Origin of the sequence: Brachybacterium sp. J144 (assembly GCF_036321705.1) — a bacterium.
Lineage (GTDB): Bacteria > Actinomycetota > Actinomycetes > Actinomycetales > Dermabacteraceae > Brachybacterium.
Window position 1 is genome coordinate 1 of record NZ_JAZDCG010000027.1, and the last position, 13,854, is coordinate 13,854.

The window sequence follows — 13,854 nt, forward strand, 5'->3', positions numbered from 1 at the left end:
AGGTTTGCATTGTCACCCCTGTCCATGGCGTTGCCCGGTGCCGTCCCGCTCCCCCGCCGGGAGCTCCTCCAGCAGCTCGCGCAGCCCGTCGATCCGCCGCGCGCCCGCGGCGTGCAGCGGCACGCCCGGGGTGCCGAGCAGCACCCCGCGGATCCCGGCGGCCTGCGCGGCGGCGACGTCCACCGGCCGGTCCCCCACGGCGAGGACTGCGGCCGGTTCGAGATCGTGCCGCTCCAGCAGGGCGAGGTGCATGGCCGGATCGGGCTTGCGCGGGAAGCCGTCGGGGGCGCATACGAGGTCGTCGACGTCGAGGTCGAGACCCTCCAGCAGGGTGAGCGCGCTGTGGCGGTCGCGATGCGTGGCCACGAGGTTCAGCCCTCCCCCGGCGTGCACCGCGGCGAGCACCTCGCGCGCCCCGTCCATCACCGGGGCGGGCTGCACCCGCCAGGTCTCCTTGGTCGCGTCGTACGCCGCCTGCAGCGTCTCCTCCGGCACGCCGTAGCGCTCGGCGAGAACCGAGATCGCATGGGCGCTCGACTTGCGCGTCAGCAGCGCCACCTCGTGCAGGCGGGCGGGGGTGAGCGGCTCCTCGAGGGCCTGCACGAGGGCCCGGTCCACGTCCGGATAGGTGTCCACGAGGGTTCCGCCGAGGTCCCAGATGATGCTCGTCGCTGCCATGCCCCGATGGTGCCAGGCCCGCGCCGTCGAGCGCGGGAGGTCCCGCACAGCGATCGACGGCCGACGGGGATGCCGCCTGCAGGCGGTCCCCGTCGGCCGTCGACCCGGTGCTCAGGCGCGCGGCTTGAGGCTCCCGCGGAGGTCGGGGACGTCCGCGAGCAGGCGCTTGGTGTACTCGGCCTGGGGCGAGAAGATGACCTCCTCGGTGCTGCCCCTCTCCACCACCTTGCCGTGCTCCATCACCGCGACCCGGTCGGCCAGGTAGGTGGCCTGCCCGATGTCGTGGGTGATGAAGAGGACCGTGAGGCCCAGCTCGGCCCGCAGGTCGTGCAGCACGTTGAGCACGTTCACGCGCAGCGTCGCATCCAGCATGCTGGTCGCCTCATCGGCCAGCAGCACCTTGGGCCGCATCATCAGCGCGCGCGCCACCATGACGCGCTGCCGCTGACCGCCGGAGAGCTGATGCGGATACTTGTGCAGCGCCTCCTTCGGGGTGAGCCCCACGTAGCCGAGGCACTCCTCGATCAGGGCGTCGACCTCGTCCTTCCCCACCTGGGCCAGCTTGAGGCTGCGGCGCAGCAGCGAGCCGACGGTGAAGAACTGGTTGAAGGACGAGAACGGGTCCTGGAAGACGGCCTGCACCTCGGACCAGTAGCGGCGCAGCTCGGCCCCGCGCAGATTCGTGACGTCCTGGTCGCGGAAGGTGATCGTGCCGGAGGTGACCGGCATGAGCCGGAGCAGCATCCTCGCCAGGGTGGACTTGCCCGAGCCGGACTCCCCCACCACGGCGAGAACGCTCGCCTCGGGGAAGTCGAGGCTGACGTCGTCGACCGCGGTGATGTGCCCGCCCGCCACCGAGAACTGCTTGGTGACGTTACGGCAGGACAGCAGCGGCGGCTCGGTGGAGACGCTGCGGGTGATCATCCCGCCCTCGTCGGGTGCGGTCGTGCTCTCGCTCATGAGGTCTCCCCTGCCGTGGTGGCGGTCGGTGCTGCGGCGGCGGGCCGCACGACCTTGCCGCTCCCCCGGTCCCTGCCGCGGTCCCGGGTGTCCTTCGTCGGGTCGAGCACGGAGGAGAGCAGCTTCTTGGTGTAGTCGTGCTGCGGGTCCTCGACCAGCTGCCGCGTGGGCCCGGTCTCCATGATCGAGCCGCCGTACATGATCGCGAGCTTGTCCGAGACCTGCGAGAGGACGGGCAGGTCGTGGGTCACGAAGACCACACCGGACATGATCCGCTGCTCGACCATCGCCAGCAGCATCTCGACGAGCATGCGCTGGCTGGACACGTCCAGGGCGCTGGTGGGCTCGTCGGCGATCAGCAGGCGCGGGTTCAGCAGGGTCGAGATGACCGTGATGACGCGCTGCTTCATGCCGCCGGAGAGCTGGTGCGCGTACGAGTCCAGCACCCGCACGGGCAGCTCGAGCATTCTCAGCCGGTCCCGGGCGAGGTCGAGGGACTCGTCCTTCGTGGCCCGGGGGTCGTGCGCCCGCATCACGTCGTGGACCAGGCTGCGGATCCGCACCGTGGGGCTGATCGCGTTCATCGCTCCCTGCGGGAGCATCGAGACGGTCTTGCCGCGATAGGGCCGATGACGCTTGACGTCCGCCGGCGAGAGGGTCGAGAGGTCGATGACCTCGTCGTCGATCTCGAGGGTGCCGGAGAGGACGTACAGGGGCGGGGTGGCGATCATGGCGAGCGTGTTGCCGAGCGTCGTCTTGCCGCAGCCGGACTCCCCGGCCAGGCCCAGGATCTCCCCCTCCCCCAGCTCGAGGCTCACGCCGTCCACGGCGGTGAAGTCCTTCTCGCCGCCGCCGTAGACGGAGCGCACGTCGGTGGCGCGGGCGAGCAGGGGCGCCGAGCGCGGATGCTCGGTCGGGTCCTGCGGGATCATGCGGCACCTCCCGGGCCGGTGGGGACGGCGGAGCCGGAGGCGGCCGACGGGGTCGCGGCGGCGAGGGCCGCCGCCTCCTTCGCCCGGCGCGCCGCGGCGGCCTTCATCTGCTTCTTCTTGCCGCGTCGCAGGCGCGGGTTGAAGACCTCGTCGAGGCTGGCCTGCAGGAGCAGGAAGCCGAAGGAGACGAGGGTGAGCACGATCGTCGGCGGCAGGAACGCCCACCAGGCACCGGAAGCGACCGCCTGGAAGGCGAGCGCCCAGTGGAGCTGGGTGCCCAGCGAGTCGGTGCCCGAGGGGCCGAGGCCCAGCATGGACAGGGCCGACTCGGCGAGGATCGCGCCGGAGACCTGCAGCACGAAGGCCATCACGGCGTAGGACAGGATGTACGGGAGCACGTCGACCAGCAGGATGCTGGGCAGCCGCGCCCCGGAGAGCCGGGCGACGTCGATGTGCTCGCGCGTCGCCACGGAGGACGCCTGGGCCCGCACCGCGCGGGCCGTCCACGGCCAGGACGTGATGCCGATGACCACCGCGAGCGACCAGATGCTGCTCTGCGGCAGCGAGATCGAGATCAGGATCAGCACGATGATCGACGGGATCGCGAGCACCACGTTGGTGACGCCCATGAGCAGCTCCTCGATCCACCCGCCGACGAACCCGGCGACGAGACCCACGGTGACGCCGATGAGGGTCGCGATGAGCCCGGCGACCAGGCCGATGATGAGAGACGTACGGGTCCCCGCCATGAGCACGGCGAGCACGTCGTGCCCGAAGTTGTCGGTGCCCAGGATCAGCCCGTTGCCGGGCGCGTCGTAGAGCGAGCCGACCTTCTCCCCGGACCCGGTCGGGTAGACCAGGCCCGCCAGCCCGAGCAGCACCACACCGGCGACGAGCACCAGGGAGATCCAGAAACGGGTGGAGAAGTTCATCGTGCGGAAGGGGTTGGAGCGGGGGGCGGTGACCTCGTCGGTCACCGGGGCGTTCGGAGTCGACATCTCACTTCTCCCCGCTCTTGGCCGCGCGGATGCGCGGGTCGACGATGCCGTACACGATCTCGACGGCGAAGTTCGCCGCGAGCACCGCCACGGTGATGATCAGCGTGATCGCCTGGATCACCGGGTAGTCGTTCTGCGCGATCGCGTTGAACAGCAGGGTGCCGACGCCGGGGTAGTTGAACACCAGCTCGGTGATCAGCGCGCCGCCGACGAGGGTGCCGATGGACAGCGCCAGACCGGTGATCTGCGGGAGCATCGCGTTGCGGAAGATGTACGTGGTGATGGTGTTGTCCTTGATGCCCATCGCCCGCGCGTAGTTGACGTAGTCGCCGCCCAGCTCGTAGATGGCCATCGAGCGCATGCCCACCGCCTGGCCGCCGATGAACACGATCACCAGCGACAGGAACGGCAGCCAGTAGTAGCTGATCGCGTCCCAGAGGAACTCGACGCTCAGCTCGGGGGTGAGCCCGAGCGAGTAGGCGCCGCCCACCGGGAACACCCCAGCCACGACCGCGAGCCCGTAGAGCAGCAGGATCGAGAGGCAGTAGTAGGGCATCGAGGACAGGAACAGCGACGAGGTGAACACGCTGCGGTCCCAGTTGCCGCCGCGGAAGGCGGCGACCGCGCCCACCAGGTTGCCCACGATCCAGCCGATCAGGATCGCCGGCAGCTGGACCGCCACGGACCAGGGCAGCGCCTGGCCGACGAGGTCGTTCACCGAGGCGGGGTAGTTGGCGAAGGAGGTCCCCAGGTCCCCGGTGAACACCTTCCCGAGGTACGTGAGGAACTGCTGCCAGAGAGGAGCGTCGAGCCCGAACTCGGCGACGAAGCTCTCGTAGATCGCCTTCTGCTGCTCGCCGGTGACGGATCCTCCGCGGGCGAGGTTGGAGACGATGACGTCGACGGGGTTGCCCGGGACGAGCCGGGGCAGCAGGAAGTTGAGACTCACTGCTGCCACCAGCGCGACCAGGTACCACCCTGTCTTCTGCAGGATGTAACGGCCGAGGACCACGGGTGAGTCAGCCGCCGATCTTCTGCAGCTTGAAAATCCACTCGTTGCCCGCGCCGCGGAACATCGGCGGCGCGTAATCGTTGTCCTCGGCGGGCCAGTTCGCCCAGTTCGTCGCGTTGAACTCGAAGAACTCGTCGGGACGGTACATGAGCGGGAAGGCCGGGACCTCCGCGCGGTACAGGTCGTCGAGGGCAGTGAGGGCCTCGAGCTTGGTGGCGTCGTCCGCGGCGGCCGCGGCGGCCTGCAGCAGATCGTTGACCTCGGCGTTCTCCCAGCGGCCGTAGTTGCGGTAGGCCGTCTGGCCCGCGGGGGCCATCTCCACGTTGCTCATGACGTCGCTGAAGCGCAGCCACGGGGTCGACGGGCCGGTGCCGGCGACGTACCAGCAGGCCATGTCGAAGTCACCGTTCTGGATGGCGGACTGGGTCTGTGCCTGCTGCGGGAAGTTGGTCGCCGCGTCCACCCCGATGGCCTGGAGGTTCTTGGCGACGATCTCGAGCGCCGCGTTCCAGTCGGTCCAGCCCTGGGGGGTGATCAACTTCCAGGGGCCGAGCTTCACGCCGTCCTTGGCGTAGAAGCCGTCGCCGCCCTTGGCGTAGCCGGCCTCCTGCAGGAGCTGCTCGGCCTTGGCCGCGTCGTAGGTCCAGCCGTCGGCGGAGGCCTTGTCGCGGTCGAGCCACTGGTCCTCGGCGCCGTCGGGGATGATCAGCGAGGCGAGCACCTGGGAGGAGTACCCGGACATGGCGGTCTCGGAGATCGAGGCGTAGTCGACGGCGTGCGCGAGCGCCTTGCGCACGGCGGGGTCGTCGAGGCCGGGGCGGGCGGTGTTCATGAGCAGCATCGGCATCGAGCCGGGCGTGTAGTAGGGCGCCTCGCGGAGGTAGGTGCCGACCGGCTTGCCGCTCTCCCACATCTTCCAGATCTGCGGGACGAACTGCTGCATGACGTCCAGCTCGCCGTTCTGGAACTTGAGGTTGCCGTCCTCGTTGGACTTGAAGATCGGGTGGATGATCTTGGTCATCGCGGGCAGGCCGCCGTAGAACTCCTGGCCCCAGTAGGAGTCGTTGCGGGCGAGGATGATCTGGGTCTGGTCGGCGAGCTCGAGGGTGAAAGGCCCGGTGCCGATCGCCTCGGTGGTCTCCCAGGAGGCGATCTTGTTGCCGGTCTCGGCGGCGGCCTTCTCGAAGACGGCCTTGGGGACGATGAACTGGGTGGCGAGGGAGTTCAGGACGGTGCCGACGTTCTTGCGGTCCTGGTTGATCGCGACGGAGATGGTGTTGCCGTCGGCGGTCATCTCGTCGACCTCGACCCAGAAGGAGGCGACGCCGAGGCCCGGGTCGATCTTGCCGAGCTCGAAGGTGTAGAGCACGTCGTCGGCGGTGAACTCGCTGCCGTCGTGCCAGGTGATGCCCTCCTGGAGGGTCAGGGTGATGGTGCTGGTGCCGTCGATCTCGTGCGAGGCGGCGAGGCCGGGCTTGAGCTCGCCGGTGACGATGTTGAAGCGGAGCAGCGTCTCGTAGATGTACTGCGCGACGTTCGAGGAGGCGGGCCAGGCGGGCGAACCGGCGAAGGTGTTGAAGTTGGTGGGCGGGCTCCACTGGAAGCCAGCGATGAACAGCTGATCCGCACCGTCGCCCTTGCGGCCGCTGCCGGCCGCACCGTTGTTGCCGACGCCGGGCAGGTCTCCCCCGGCGTCCGAGCCGCCGGAGTTCCCACCTCCGCCGGTGGCACCGCCGCAGGCCGCGAGAGCCGCGACGCCGCCGACGGCTCCGGTGGCGGCGAGGAAGCCGCGCCGGGTCGAGGGAAGGGAGGGGAGCGTGATGCGAGGGGACTCGCCGGGAGTACCGCGGTGGGACATGGGACCACTGCCTCTCAAGAAGGGCTCCACCGTTGGAGCCGCGGATCAGCTCTGATCCGTTGACAGCAGAAATTAGTCCCTCGTCACCATTTACAGGGCGTGGTGCAGGTCACGAACACGTAACGATCGAAACCGGTTTTCGTCGGCGTCGAGAGCGTGAACGTTCCCGCTTGCGCACGCCCTCTGGGCGGCTCCCCGCGGACGGTCGCGACCGTTCAGCCGCTCCCCCGCCGGCGCAGCATCCCGATCTCCGACGGGACCACCTCGGCCGGGCCATCGATCCGGCGCAGCAGCATCTGCGCGAGCTCCCGTCCGGCCCACGGGATGTTGCGGTGCAGGGCGGTGAGCGGGGGGCTCGTGACCGTGCACAGGATCGAGTTCTCGAAGGCGAGGATCGCGAGGTCCTCCGGCACCCGCACCTCGGTGCGGGCCAGTTCGACCAGCAGCTGGGCGGCGAGCAGCTCGTTGTCCACCAGGACCGCGCGGGCCCCCGTGCTCGCCCGCAGCGCCAGCAGCCGGTGTGCCCAGCGCGCCACATCAGCCTGGAGGTAGTCGGAGTGCAGCACGGTGCCGCCGATCCCCTGCTCCGCGCACGCGGCCCGGAAGCGCCGCGCTCGGTGCTCGACGTGGAGGAACTCCGCGGGTCCGCCGAGATAGACGAGATGGCGGTGCGGCACGGCCGCGGCGAGGAGGTGGTCGAGCATCACCTGCATCCGCCCCTCCTCGTCGGCCAGCAAGGTGGACAGCTGCGGCGAGAGGACCTCGCAGCTCATCGTCACCCCGGGCATCCCGGTCGCCTCGAGGACGGCCAGGCGCGGGTCGTCGCGGCGCGGGTCGAGCAGCACGACGCCGTCGACCCGCCGCTCGGCCGCCCAGCGCCCGAGCAGCTCGGCCTCGGCGCCGGCGTCGGGGACGAGCTGCATCAGCAGGCCGTGGTCGGTCGCCGCGAGCTCCGCCTCGATCCCCGCGACCATGGCCATGAAGAAGCTGTCCGCGCCGACCACCTCGGGGGTGCGGGCGAGGGCGAGGCCGACCACGCCGGTGCTCGAGCGGGACAGGGCGCGCGCGGCATAGGACGGGGTCCAGCCCAGCTCCTCCGCCGCTGCGACGACCCGGGCGCGGGTGGCCGCGGAGACGCCGGGCACGTCGTTGAGCGCCTTGGAGGCCGTGCCCTTGGAGACTCCGGCGCGTCGGGCCACGTCCAGCAGGGTGGGAGTGGACATGCCGATCCCTCCTCTCCGCGGTGTCTGGGGCTCACGGTAAGGGATGACCGCACCGTGACGGCCCGATCCTGCCCTGTTGCCGGGCGCCGAGGGAGGCACTGGCAGTCCGCCCCTCGCCTACAGTGCTCGGGTGCCCCTCCTCGACCAGCTCGCCGCTCTCGGCGCGCTCACCCTCGTGCTGCTCCTCGCGGCGGCCTTCCTCGCGGGGTGGGTGGACGCCGTCGTGGGCGGCGGCGGCCTGATCCAGCTGCCGGCCCTGCTCACGGGGCTTCCCGCGGAGACCTCGGCGTCGACCGTGCTGGGCACCAACAAGATCGCCTCCGCCGCCGGCACCGCCGTCTCCTCGCTGACCTACGTGCGGCGGATGCTCCCCGTCGCCGAGACGGTGATCCCGCTGGTGCTCTGCGCGCTGCTGGGGAGTGCAGCCGGAGCGGGACTCGCCTCCCTCATCCCCCGCCCGTGGCTCTCCCCCGTGGTGCTGGTGGCCCTCCTCGCCGTCGGCACGTACACCCTGCTCACACCCCAGCTGGGCCTGGTGCACGAGCCGCGGCGGAGCGGCCGCGGCCATCAGCTGCGCACTGCGGCGATCGGCGGCGGCGTCGGCCTGTACGACGGTGTGCTCGGGCCCGGCACCGGCAGCTTCTTCATCATCCTGATGGTCGCCGTGCTCGGCTACGGGTTCCTCGAGGCGAGCGTCCACGCGAAGCTCGCCAACCTCACCACCAACCTCGGGGCGCTGCTCGTCTTCGGTCTGCAGGGCGAGGTGTGGTGGCTGCTGGGCGGGCTGATGGCCGCGGCGAACATCGCCGGCGGATACCTCGGCGCCCGGCTCGCCCTCCGCCTCGGATCCCGGTTCGTGCGGATCGTGTTCCTGGTGGTCACCGGAGCCCTCGCGCTCCGCCTCGCCGCGGACACCGTGGTGCTCCTCACCTGAGCACCGCGCCCTGGCCGCGCTCGGACCGGAATACCTCCCGGTCCGAGCACGTTGACCAGAGGGTCACCCGCCGCCGAGCCGGCCCGATCGCCAGGAGGCCACCATGGACCCGACCACGCTGTTCACCTATGAGCGCCACGTCGACTCGCGCTCGCTGCGCGGCCGCACCCTGCTGGTGACCCTCGGCGCCTTCAGCGACGCCGGCCACGCCCAGGCGCTCGTGGACGACCACCTGCTCAACACGCTGCCCAGCCGCGTCGTCGGACGCCTCGACATGGACCAGGTGTACGACTACGCGGGCCGCCGCCCCGAGATCACGCTCGAGCTGGACCACTTCACCGACTACGAGCGGCCCGAGATCCTGCTGCACGAGATCACCTCCCCCGAGGACGAGACGTTCTTCCTGCTCACCGGGCCGGAGCCGTCCTTCCAGTGGGAGCGGGTGGCGAGCGCGCTGCGGATCGTGGTCGACCAGCTCGGCATCGAGCGAACCCTCGTGGTCCAGGGCTTCCCGGCCCCCGTCCCCCACACCCGCGAGCTGCCGGTGACGCGATTCGCGGGAGATCCCGACGCGATCCAGATCCGTCGCACCATGCCGGGCACTTTCCGGCTGCGCTCCCCGTTCACGGCGCTGCTGACCGTGCGCCTGGCCGACGCCGGCCACGACGTCGTGGGCCTCGTCGCGCACGTCCCGCAGTACCTCCACGAGACCGCCTACCCCGACGCCGCGATCACGCTGCTGCGCGCGGTGGGCCAGGAGCACGGCCCGGTGCTGCCCGTCGCCTCCCTCGAGGCGCAGGCCGTCCCCGTCCGCGAGGCGGTCGCCGGTCAGGTCGCCGAGTCCGCTCAGCTGCAGGAGATGGTCTCCGGGCTCGAGCAGCGCTTCGACCGGATGCTGACCTCGGGCGTCGGCGTCGAGGTGCCGCGCGGCGAGGACCTCGCCGCGGAGATCGAGGAGTTCCTCGCCGCGGTGGCGGAGGACGAGCCCGAAGAGGCGACGACCGACGATGCCGCGGATCCTTCCGCCGACGGGACGCCGGAGCGCACCGACGATCCCCGCTCCGAGGACGATCCGGGCTCCGAGCCCGTCGCCTGAGCCGGGCCCTGCACGCCCGCGGCCCTCGGGCCGTGTCGGGACGGATCGCTCAGCGCAACGGGACGGCCCGGCACCGATCCTCCTGCGGCAGCTCGGGGTCGACGACCGCCGTGACCTGGATTCCGGTCAGCCGCACATCGCCCGCGAGGGTGGTCATGAACGCGGTGTCCGCCGCGTCCTGACCCGTCGCGATCCGCACCATCGACTCCCGGGGCGCGAGGTGGGTGGCGTCGGCGAGCAGCCAGCGGTCCTCGACGAGCGCCTCGACCACCAGATGGAAGTCCATGGGGCTGAGGCCCGGCGCGTAGACCGAGGAGCAGCGGGCGGGGATGCCGCTCGCGCGCAGCAGGGTCGAGGTGAGGTGCGCGAAGTCGCGGCACACCCCCTGCCGGGCCACATAGGTGCTGCGGGCCGAGTCGGTGATGCTGCTCGAGCCCGGCACGTAGTCGAGATGGCCGTGCACCCAGTCCACGACGGCCTGCAGGGCCTCGAGCCCCGACCGGTCGCCGACGATCTCCTCCGCGATCCGGGTGAACTCGTCGACCTCGCAGTAGCGGGAGGGCCGCAGATGCAGCACGGCGTCGCCGTCCTCCACCGGGTCCTCGTCGGCGGGAGCGATCCCGCGGGCGGCGTAGACGATCTCCACCGTCCCCGCCGGCAGGCCGTTCAGCAGGTGCAGCCGGTTCCCGTAGCGGTCGGCGGTCTCGCCGACAGGATGCTCCGCCCCGCCTGCGACGACCGTCAGGGACTCCTGGGCGACGGGCGCCGCCGAGACGGCGACGAGCAGCGCGATATCGGTGCCCTCGGCGACCTCGGCGCGCATCCACGCGCGAACATGTCTCTCCACGAGCCCAGTGTCGCGCATCCGCCGCATCGCGCGACCCGGACCCCCTTTGCTCCGACGGTGATCAGCGACATAGTGTGGGCGTTCCGTCGTCGTCGTCGCTCCGAGGTGCACCCGTGCAGATCTCCGTCCAGCTCTACAGCGTCCGGGACCTGTTCGCCGAGGATCCCGATGCGGCCCTCCGCCGTCTCGCCGAGATGGGGTTCCGCCAGGTCGAGCCCTTCGGCCTGCTCGAGCATGCCGAGACGCTGCGGACCCTGTTGCCGGCGCACGGACTCACCGCCCCGTCGGCCCATGCCTCGCTGCTCGGTGCCGAGGATCCCTCGCGCGTCCTCGCGACGGCCGCGGCCCTCGGGGTGCGCACCGTCATCGACCCGTACACGGACCGCGAGCAGTGGGACCGCGAGGAGGACATCCGCGCGATCGCGGACCGGCTGAACACCCTCGCCCCGCTCGCGTCCGAGCACGGGGTGCGGATCGGCTACCACAACCATGACGCCGAGGCCCGCCCGCACGAGGACGGCCGCTGCGGCCTGGAGACCCTCGCCGAGCACCTCGACCCCCGCGTGGTACTCGAGCTGGACACCTTCTGGGCCGCCGTCGGCGGCTCGGATCCCGCGCACCTGCTGACCTCGCTCGGCAGCCGCATCCTGCTCGCGCATCTCAAGGACGGCCCCCTCACCGGGGACGTCCACGATCAGGTGCCGCTCGGCGAGGGCGAGATGGACGTCCCCGCCGTGCTGGCGGCCGGCGACCAGCTCGAGCTCGGCGTGATCGAGTTCGACAACCACTCCGGCGACCTGTTCACCGCCATCGGGCGGTCCTTCGACCTGCTCACCACCCACCTCCAGGAGTACACCGCATGACCAGCACCACCGGACCCGTCGGCGTCGGCCTCATCGGCGCGGGCGTGATCGCCGCGCAGTACCTCACCCAGCTCACCTCCTTCCCCGACATCGAGGTGCGCGCCATCGGCGATCTGCGCCCGGAGGCCGCGAAGGCCCGCGCCGAGGAGTTCGGCGTGCCCGTCCACGGCGGGGTCGAGACCGTGCTCGAGGACCCGCAGATCGAGATCGTCGTCAACCTGACGATCCCGGCCGCGCACTTCGACGTCTCCCGCGCGATCCTCGAGGCGGGCAAGCACGTGTGGAGCGAGAAGCCCCTGACCACCACCCGCGAGGACGCCTCCGCGCTGCTCGAGATCGCGCGCGAGAAGGGCCTCCGCATCGGGGGCGCTCCGGACACCGTGCTCGGCGCGGGCGTCCAGAGCGCCCTGCGCGCCCTCCGCGACGGCGCGATCGGCGAGCCCCGCTCGGCCCTGGCCCTCTTCCGCTCCCCCGGTCCCGAGTCCTGGCACCCGGCGCCCGACTTCCTGTTCCAGATCGGCGCCGGCCCGCTCTACGACATCGGCCCGTACTACCTCACCAGCCTCGTGCTGGCCTACGGCCCCGTCGCCTCGGTGAGCGCGGTCGGCTCCCGCTCGGTGGACCGCCGCACCATCGGCTCCGGTCCCCGCGCCGGCGAGACCTTCGAGGTCGAGGTCCCCACCCGCGTGCAGGGCCTGCTGCGCTTCGCCTCCGGCACCTCCGCCGCGGTCGAGCTGTCCTTCGACGACGCGGTCGGCCGCCCGCACACCCTGGAGCTGACCGGCTCGACCGGCACCCTCGCGCTGCCGGACCCGAACGTCTTCGACGGCGACACCCTGCACGCCCTGCGCGGAGCCGAGGACTGGACCGCGCAGCCGCCCGTCGGTCCGATCGCCGGCCGTGGCCTCGGCACCCTGGAGATGGCCCGCGCGATCCGCGCCGGCCGCCCCCACCGCCTCACCGGCGAGCTCGCCGCCCACGTCCTGGACGTGATGATCGCGCTCGACGAGGCGACGCAGACCAGCGGCGCGGTGGAGATCGCCTCGAGCGTCGAGGCACCCGCCCCGCTCGAGCAGGACTTCGATCCCGCCGCGAAGACCCTCTGATCCGGTGCGGGCCCGGGGCGCTGCGCCTCGGGCCCGCCCCTGCACGCCGCTCGCCGCCCCGCAGGAGGACGCCATGACCACCCCACACGCCCCCGCTGCCCCCGGAGCGGACCGCCCGCTCGGCGTCGCTCTGATCGGCTACGCCTTCATGGGCCGTGCCCACTCCCAGGCCTGGCGCACCGTCGAGGCCGCCTTCGAGGTCCCGCCGATCGCCCGCCGCGTGATCGTGGGACGGGACGAGCAGGCCGTCGCCGAGGCTGCCGACCGGCTCGGCTGGGAGGAGCACGCGACCGACTGGCGCGAGGTCATCGGCCGCGAGGACGTCGACATCGTGGACGTCTGCACCCCCGGCTTCCTCCACGCAGAGATCGCGATCGCCGCCCTCGAGGCCGGCAAGCACGTGCTCAGCGAGAAGCCCCTCGCCAACGACACCGCCGAGGCGGAGGCGATGGTCGCCGCGGCCGAGGCGGCGCAGGCGCGCGGCCAGGTCGCCGCGCTCGGTCACACCTACCGGCGCGTCGCCGCACTGCGCCTCGCGCGGGAGTACGTGGAACGGGGACGGCTCGGCACCATCCTCCAGGTCCGCGCCGCCTATCTGCAGGACTGGCTAGTGGACCCCGCCTCCCCGATGAGCTGGCGCCTGCGGAGGGAGACCGCCGGCTCCGGCGCTCTCGGCGACATCGGCTCGCACGCCATCGATCAGGTCCAGTACCTCACCGGTCAGCGCGTCACCGCGGTGCGGGGCCGCCTCGCGACGCTCGTCCCCGAGCGGCCCGGTCCCGACGGCCCCGAGCCCGTCACCGTCGACGACGCCGCCTGGGCGACCCTCGAGCTCTCCGGCGGCGCGATCGCCTCGATCGAGGCGAGCCGCATGGCGACCGGCGCGAAGAACCAGCTGACCGTCGAGGTGTACGGCACCGAGGGGGCGCTGCGCTTCGACCTCGAGAACCTCAACGAGCTGTGGTTCCTGGACCGCACCCTCCCCGCGGAGGAGCAGGGCTTCACCCGCGTGCTCGTCACCGAGGGGTCCCACCCGTATCTCGGCGCCTGGTGGCCCTCGGGGCACATCCTGGGCTGGGAGAACTCCTTCACCAACCAGGCCCGGGACCTCCTCGTCGCGATCACCGGCGGCGAGCCCTTCTCACCCGACTTCGCCGACGGCCTCGCCCTGCAGCGGGTGCTCGACGCGATCATCGCCTCCGACGCGGCCGACGGAGCGACGATCACCCTCTGAACTCCCTTCGAGCTCCCGCTGCGCTCCTACCGAGCCTGCGCTGAGCCCCCTCCGAGCCGCCCACGCCAACCCAGCCGCCGACACCCCACTTACCTGCATCCGACCTCGACGCC

13 protein-coding genes are annotated in these 13,854 nt (G+C 71.6%); 5 read left to right on the top strand and 8 right to left on the bottom strand.

The genetic code is table 11. The annotated features are described in order from the left end of the window. Positions 1–12: 12 nt before the first annotated feature. From V1260_RS10255 to V1260_RS10285, 7 genes are all read right to left on the bottom strand, one after another. Complete coding sequence (locus tag V1260_RS10255) at positions 13–678, bottom strand: HAD-IA family hydrolase (RefSeq protein ID WP_329746719.1); 666 nt, start codon at positions 676–678, stop codon at positions 13–15. A 111-nt stretch (positions 679–789) separates the two neighbouring features. Next, entirely contained in the window at positions 790–1,638 is an 849-nt protein-coding gene (locus tag V1260_RS10260; RefSeq protein ID WP_329746720.1) for an ABC transporter ATP-binding protein, read from the bottom strand. After that, positions 1,635–2,570, bottom strand: a complete 936-nt coding sequence (locus tag V1260_RS10265) for an ABC transporter ATP-binding protein (protein WP_329746721.1) — start codon at positions 2,568–2,570, stop codon at positions 1,635–1,637. The genes V1260_RS10260 and V1260_RS10265 overlap by 4 nt, the downstream gene beginning before the upstream one ends. After that, positions 2,567–3,568 (bottom strand): ABC transporter permease, encoded by a 1,002-nt coding sequence (locus tag V1260_RS10270; protein WP_329746722.1) that lies wholly within the window; start codon positions 3,566–3,568, stop codon positions 2,567–2,569. Before V1260_RS10270 ends, V1260_RS10265 begins: the two co-directional genes overlap by 4 nt. Before the next feature lies 1 nt (position 3,569). Further along, positions 3,570–4,526 carry an ABC transporter permease gene (locus V1260_RS10275; protein ID WP_329746723.1) on the bottom strand — a complete coding sequence of 319 codons (957 nt, stop codon included), beginning with the start codon at positions 4,524–4,526 and terminating at the stop codon, positions 3,570–3,572. Between the two features lie 61 nt (positions 4,527–4,587). Further along, entirely contained in the window at positions 4,588–6,438 is a 1,851-nt protein-coding gene (locus V1260_RS10280; protein ID WP_329746724.1) for an ABC transporter substrate-binding protein, read from the bottom strand. Between the two features lie 215 nt (positions 6,439–6,653). Further along, entirely contained in the window at positions 6,654–7,661 is a 1,008-nt protein-coding gene (locus tag V1260_RS10285; RefSeq protein ID WP_329746725.1) for a LacI family DNA-binding transcriptional regulator, read from the bottom strand. A gap of 130 nt (positions 7,662–7,791) precedes the next feature. On the opposite strand from V1260_RS10285, the gene V1260_RS10290 reads away from it, so the two are divergent. Beyond that, a complete protein-coding gene (locus V1260_RS10290; RefSeq protein WP_329746726.1) occupies positions 7,792–8,595 on the top strand; it encodes a TSUP family transporter in 804 nt (267 codons plus the stop codon). Positions 8,596–8,698: 103 nt separating this feature from the next. Then, complete coding sequence (locus V1260_RS10295) at positions 8,699–9,691, top strand: PAC2 family protein (protein WP_329746727.1); 993 nt, start codon at positions 8,699–8,701, stop codon at positions 9,689–9,691. A gap of 49 nt (positions 9,692–9,740) precedes the next feature. Here V1260_RS10295 and V1260_RS10300 read toward each other — a convergent pair whose 3' ends face one another. Continuing rightward, positions 9,741–10,538 (bottom strand): transglutaminase-like domain-containing protein, encoded by a 798-nt coding sequence (locus tag V1260_RS10300; protein ID WP_329746728.1) that lies wholly within the window; start codon positions 10,536–10,538, stop codon positions 9,741–9,743. Positions 10,539–10,651: 113 nt separating this feature from the next. On the opposite strand from V1260_RS10300, the gene V1260_RS10305 reads away from it, so the two are divergent. The 3 genes from V1260_RS10305 to V1260_RS10315 all read left to right on the top strand — a co-directional run bounded on the left by V1260_RS10305 (position 10,652) and on the right by V1260_RS10315 (position 13,741). Continuing rightward, positions 10,652–11,401 carry a sugar phosphate isomerase/epimerase family protein gene (locus V1260_RS10305; protein ID WP_329746729.1) on the top strand — a complete coding sequence of 250 codons (750 nt, stop codon included), beginning with the start codon at positions 10,652–10,654 and terminating at the stop codon, positions 11,399–11,401. After that, positions 11,398–12,507, top strand: coding sequence for a Gfo/Idh/MocA family protein (locus V1260_RS10310; protein ID WP_329746730.1), 1,110 nt, complete (start codon positions 11,398–11,400; stop codon positions 12,505–12,507). The genes V1260_RS10305 and V1260_RS10310 overlap by 4 nt, the downstream gene beginning before the upstream one ends. A gap of 73 nt (positions 12,508–12,580) precedes the next feature. Further along, positions 12,581–13,741, top strand: a complete 1,161-nt coding sequence (locus V1260_RS10315; RefSeq protein WP_329746731.1) for a Gfo/Idh/MocA family protein — start codon at positions 12,581–12,583, stop codon at positions 13,739–13,741. Positions 13,742–13,854 lie beyond the last annotated feature (113 nt).

What these genes read in the sequence shown, in the direction of transcription:
- V1260_RS10255 (WP_329746719.1), bottom strand. Translation starts at nt 678, where the DNA reads ATGGCAGCGACGAGCATCATCTGGGACCTCGGCGGAACCCTCGTGGAC.
- V1260_RS10260 (WP_329746720.1), bottom strand. Translation starts at nt 1,638, where the DNA reads ATGAGCGAGAGCACGACCGCACCCGACGAGGGCGGGATGATCACCCGC.
- V1260_RS10265 (WP_329746721.1), bottom strand. Translation starts at nt 2,570, where the DNA reads ATGATCCCGCAGGACCCGACCGAGCATCCGCGCTCGGCGCCCCTGCTC.
- V1260_RS10270 (WP_329746722.1), bottom strand. Translation starts at nt 3,568, where the DNA reads ATGTCGACTCCGAACGCCCCGGTGACCGACGAGGTCACCGCCCCCCGC.
- V1260_RS10280 (WP_329746724.1), bottom strand. Translation starts at nt 6,438, where the DNA reads ATGTCCCACCGCGGTACTCCCGGCGAGTCCCCTCGCATCACGCTCCCC.
- V1260_RS10285 (WP_329746725.1), bottom strand. Translation starts at nt 7,661, where the DNA reads ATGTCCACTCCCACCCTGCTGGACGTGGCCCGACGCGCCGGAGTCTCC.
- V1260_RS10295 (WP_329746727.1), top strand. Translation starts at nt 8,699, where the DNA reads ATGGACCCGACCACGCTGTTCACCTATGAGCGCCACGTCGACTCGCGC.
- V1260_RS10310 (WP_329746730.1), top strand. Translation starts at nt 11,398, where the DNA reads ATGACCAGCACCACCGGACCCGTCGGCGTCGGCCTCATCGGCGCGGGC.
- V1260_RS10315 (WP_329746731.1), top strand. Translation starts at nt 12,581, where the DNA reads ATGACCACCCCACACGCCCCCGCTGCCCCCGGAGCGGACCGCCCGCTC.